At 71.9% G+C, this 3,844-nt stretch carries 6 protein-coding genes; all 6 read right to left on the bottom strand.

Features of this window, described 5'->3' with window-relative positions; all coding sequences use genetic code 11:
- The coding region (locus tag IE312_RS40400) for an aminotransferase class I/II-fold pyridoxal phosphate-dependent enzyme (protein ID WP_229899885.1) at positions 1 to 359 on the bottom strand (359 nt) is incomplete at its 3' end.
- Between the two features lie 36 nt (positions 360 to 395).
- Entirely contained in the window at positions 396 to 1,424 is a 1,029-nt protein-coding gene (gene tdh / locus IE312_RS16515; RefSeq protein WP_189982481.1) for an L-threonine 3-dehydrogenase, read from the bottom strand.
- Between the two features lie 164 nt (positions 1,425 to 1,588).
- Positions 1,589 to 2,164 carry a GAF domain-containing protein gene (locus IE312_RS16510; protein WP_189982479.1) on the bottom strand — a complete coding sequence of 192 codons (576 nt, stop codon included), beginning with the start codon at positions 2,162 to 2,164 and terminating at the stop codon, positions 1,589 to 1,591.
- Positions 2,165 to 2,225: 61 nt separating this feature from the next.
- Positions 2,226 to 2,825: a GTP-binding protein gene (locus IE312_RS16505; RefSeq protein ID WP_189982477.1), complete on the bottom strand. Its 600-nt coding sequence runs from the start codon at positions 2,823 to 2,825 to the stop codon at positions 2,226 to 2,228.
- Positions 2,803 to 3,174, bottom strand: coding sequence for a DUF742 domain-containing protein (locus IE312_RS16500; RefSeq protein ID WP_189982475.1), 372 nt, complete (start codon positions 3,172 to 3,174; stop codon positions 2,803 to 2,805). Before IE312_RS16500 ends, IE312_RS16505 begins: the two co-directional genes overlap by 23 nt.
- Positions 3,175 to 3,176: 2 nt before the next feature.
- Positions 3,177 to 3,611 (bottom strand): roadblock/LC7 domain-containing protein, encoded by a 435-nt coding sequence (locus tag IE312_RS16495; RefSeq protein WP_189982473.1) that lies wholly within the window; start codon positions 3,609 to 3,611, stop codon positions 3,177 to 3,179.
- Between the last annotated feature and the right edge of the window lie 233 nt (positions 3,612 to 3,844).

The raw sequence follows: 3,844 nt of genomic DNA, 5'->3' as shown, positions 1-3,844 counted from the left end.
CCGCCGTTGGCGTCGAAGCAGGAGGAGTACAGGATCGTGTCCTCCTGACCGAGGAACGCCGACAGCCGGGCCTCCAGCTCCTTGTGGACCTCCTGGGTGCCGCAGATGAAGCGCACGGAGGCCATGCCGTAGCCCCAGCGGTCCAGCGCGGCGTGGGCGGCGGCGACGACCTCGGGGTGGTCGGCGAGGCCGAGGTAGTTGTTGGCGCAGAAGTTGAGGACCTCGCCGGGGCGGCCGCCGGCCGAGACGTTGACGGTCGCGGACTGCGGGGTGTCGATGACCCGCTCGGGCTTGTGCAGGCCGGCGGCGCGGATCTCGTCAAGGGTGGCGCGCAGGTCCTCACGGACGGTGTCGAACATGGGGGCTCTCCTGAAGGTGCTTGCGGATGAAGGGGGTCACACGGTCCAGTCGAGGATGACCTTGCCGCCGGTGCCGCTCGCCGCGTCGGCGAAGGCCGCCTCGAAGTCGCGGTAGCCGTACCGGCCGGTGATCACCGGGGCGAGGTCGAGGCCGCCCTCCAGCAGCACCGACATCGCGTACCAGGTCTCGAACATCTCACGGCCGTAGATGCCCTTGATGGTGATCATCGAGGTGACGACACGGGCCCAGTCCACCGGGAACTCCTGGGCGGGCAGGCCGAGCATGGCGATCCGGCCGCCGTGCGTCATGTTGGCGATCATGTCCCGCATGGCCTCGCCGCGGCCGGACATCTCCAGGCCGACGTCGAAGCCCTCGCGCAGCCCCAGCTCGCGCTGCCCGTCGGCGATCGTCGTCTCGGCGACGTTCAGGGCGAGGCTGACCCCTATCTTGCGGGCGAGCGCCAGGCGGTCCTCGCTGACGTCGGTGATGACGACGTTGCGGGCGCCCGCGTGCCGGGCCACGGCGGCGGCCATCAGACCGATCGGGCCGGCCCCGGTGATCAGCACGTCCTCGCCGACCAGCGGGAAGGAGAGCGCGGTGTGCACGGCGTTGCCGAACGGGTCGAAGATCGCGGCGACGTCGAGGTCGACGGGGACCCGGTGCACCCAGACGTTGGACGCGGGCAGGGCGACGTACTCGGCGAACGCGCCGTCGCGGCCGACGCCGAGGCCGACGGTGGCCCGGCACAGGTGGCGGCGGCCGGCCAGGCAGTTGCGGCACTTGCCGCACACCAGGTGGCCCTCGCCGCTGACCCGGTCGCCGATGCGGATGTCGGCCACGTCCCGGCCCACCTCCACGACCTGCCCGACGAACTCGTGGCCGAGCACGAGGGGCGTGCGGATCGTCTGCTGCGCCCAGCCGTCCCAGGCCCGGATGTGCAGGTCGGTGCCGCAGATGCCGGTCCGCATGACCTTGATCAGGACGTCACCGGGGCCGATGGCCGGCTCCGGGACGTCCGTCAGCCACAGTCCCGGCTCCGCCTTCTCCTTGACGAGCGCCTTCAACGCTAGGGCTCCTGTGAGTGAGGCCCGGCCCACGGGCACGCCGAAGGAGCCCGCACCGGGTCAGAGGGGTGGAATCACCCTGCAATCTGCCGTACGCGCGGGCCGGGGTCCATCGAGCTTTTCTTAACCGGCGCCTCAGCTTTCCTACACACCGTGTCCGCGTGTCAGATCAACAGCCCGTCCCCCGTGCCGCGCTCCAGTCGTACGACGAGTTCGGCGGCCAGCGCCTTGATGGTCTCCAGGCCCGGCCTGCCCCAGGCGCGGGGCGCCGTGTCGGCGGCACACACGGTGCCGAGTGCCATGCCGGAGCTGTCGATCAGCGGGGCGCCGAGGTAGGAGCGGATGCCGTACTCGTCGACCACCAGGTTGCCCGCGAACCGCGGATAGTCGCGGACGTCCTCCAGCACGAGAGCCTTATGGCGGACGACCACATGGGGGCAGAAGCCGTGGTCGCGGGGCAGCACCCGGCCGATCCGCGCCCTGCTGCCGTCGTCCCGGACGACCGGTGCGGTGGCGGGGGCGCTCAGGCCCGCGAAGAACTGGTGGTCCTCGCCGATGAAGTTGACCATGGCGTAGGGCGCGCCGGTGAGCTGGGCGAGGTGGCCGGCGAAGGTGTCGAGCACGGGGTCGGGCCGGTCCGCCAGGCCGAGCCGGCGCAGCCGGTGGACGCGGGCGGGGGCCTCCTTGTCCTCGGGGGTGAGCAGCAGACCCCGGACCGGCCGGGGCGGCTCGTAGCTCATGGCCGGGCTCCGGTGCGGTGGGCGTACCTCATATATCGGCTCCGTGGGCGGTAGTACGGGATCACATGCGGGCGCCATGGCTGGGCGCGGTCGCGGGGGCGTGGGCGAGGAGGTGGCGGACGAGGACGAGCAGGGTCTGGACGCCGGAGCTGGAGATCCGGGCGTCGCAGCGCACCACCGGGATCTCCGGGTCGAGGTCGATGGCGGTCCGCACCTCCTGGGGGTCGTAGCGGTGGGCGCCGTCGAACTCGTTGACGGCGACGACGAAGGCGAGCCCGCGCTCCTCGAAGAAGTCCACGGCGGCGAAGCAGTCCTCCAGGCGCCGGGTGTCGGCGAGGATCACCGCGCCGAGCGCGCCCTCGGACAGCTCGTCCCACATGAACCAGAACCGCTCCTGCCCGGGCGTGCCGAACAGGTACAGCACATGTGCCGGGTCCAGGGTGATCCGGCCGAAGTCCATGGCGACCGTGGTCTCCATCTTGTTCTCGACGCCGTCGAGACTGTCCGTGCCGACACTGACCGTGGTGAGCAGCTCCTCCGTGCTGAGCGGCGCGATCTCGCTGACCGCGCCCACGAAAGTGGTCTTGCCGACCCCGAACCCGCCCGCGACCAGGATCTTGAGCGCGGTCGGGAACGGGTCACAGCTGTCGTCGTAGTCCATCGAGCACTGCCTCCAGCAGGGACCGGTCGGTGGGAGTGTGGTGGTACGCGGGCGGCTTGGTGGTGAGCGCCCCGCAGTCGACCAGGTCCGACAGGAGCACCTTGGTGACCACGGCGGGCAGCTTCAGCTGGGCGGCGACCTCGGCGACCGAGACGGGCGCGCGGCACAGGTCGAGTGCCTGGGCGTGCTCGGGGCCGAGGTAGCCGAGCGGGGTCACGCCGGTGGCCATCACCTGGGACATCAGGTCGAGCGCGATGCTGGGCCGGGTCCGGCCGTTGCTGACCGTGAACGGCCGCACCAGCCGCCCGGCCGCGTCGTCCAGCCAGGGCCCGTCGCCGGCTGCGGCCATGTTCAGGGCCTCGTCCCCGTGGGTTCGACGGCGTGCTGCCGCGGAGCGGTCACCAGGTAGGGGCGGACGCTCTTGACCAGCATCGCCATCTCGTAGCCGAGCACCGCCGCGTCGGCCTCGCGGCCGGCCAGCACGGCGAGGCAGGTGCCGGAGCCGGCGGTGGTCACGAACAGCAGGGTCGAGTCGAGTTCGACGACGACCTGGCGGACCTCTCCGCCGTCGCCGAACCGGACGCCCGCGCTGCGGCCGAGGGAGTACAGGCCGGAGGCCAGGGCGGCCATGTGGTCGGCGCTGTCGGCGTCCAGGCCGTGCACGGACTTCACCAGCCCGTCGCAAGACAGGAGCACCGCGCTGGAGGTGTGCGGTACGCGCTGCACGAGGCCGCTCAGCAGCCAGTCGAGGTCGGATGCGGGGACGGTCGGCGCGTCGCTCGCCATGGTGGATCGACTCCTTGGGGTACGAAGAGCTGCGGGAGCGCTGGGGGTGGGGGTACGGCGTGGAGGTGCGGGGGCGGTCATCCGGCCGGGGCGCTCCCCTCGGACCGACCGGTGCCGCGGCCACCGTCCCCTGCGGGCGCGGGCGCGGGCGCGGGCGCCGGGGGTATGGGGGCCGGGGTGATGTCTTCTCGGAACAAAGGGGGCAAGGGGGGCAAGGAGGGAAGGGGTGTGTG

The sequence above is a fragment of the Streptomyces capoamus genome (assembly GCF_014654935.1).
Classification (GTDB): Bacteria; Actinomycetota; Actinomycetes; order Streptomycetales; family Streptomycetaceae; genus Streptomyces; species Streptomyces capoamus.
The sequence above is the reverse complement of the archived record's forward strand: the minus strand, read 5'-3'. Positions and strand labels throughout refer to the sequence as shown.

Excerpts from the sequence above, each read along its gene's own strand:
- IE312_RS16510 (WP_189982479.1), bottom strand. The coding sequence starts at position 2,164 with ATGAGCTACGAGCCGCCCCGGCCGGTCCGGGGTCTGCTGCTCACCCCC.
- IE312_RS16505 (WP_189982477.1), bottom strand. The coding sequence starts at position 2,825 with ATGGACTACGACGACAGCTGTGACCCGTTCCCGACCGCGCTCAAGATC.
- IE312_RS16500 (WP_189982475.1), bottom strand. The coding sequence starts at position 3,174 with ATGGCCGCAGCCGGCGACGGGCCCTGGCTGGACGACGCGGCCGGGCGG.
- IE312_RS16495 (WP_189982473.1), bottom strand. The coding sequence starts at position 3,611 with ATGGCGAGCGACGCGCCGACCGTCCCCGCATCCGACCTCGACTGGCTG.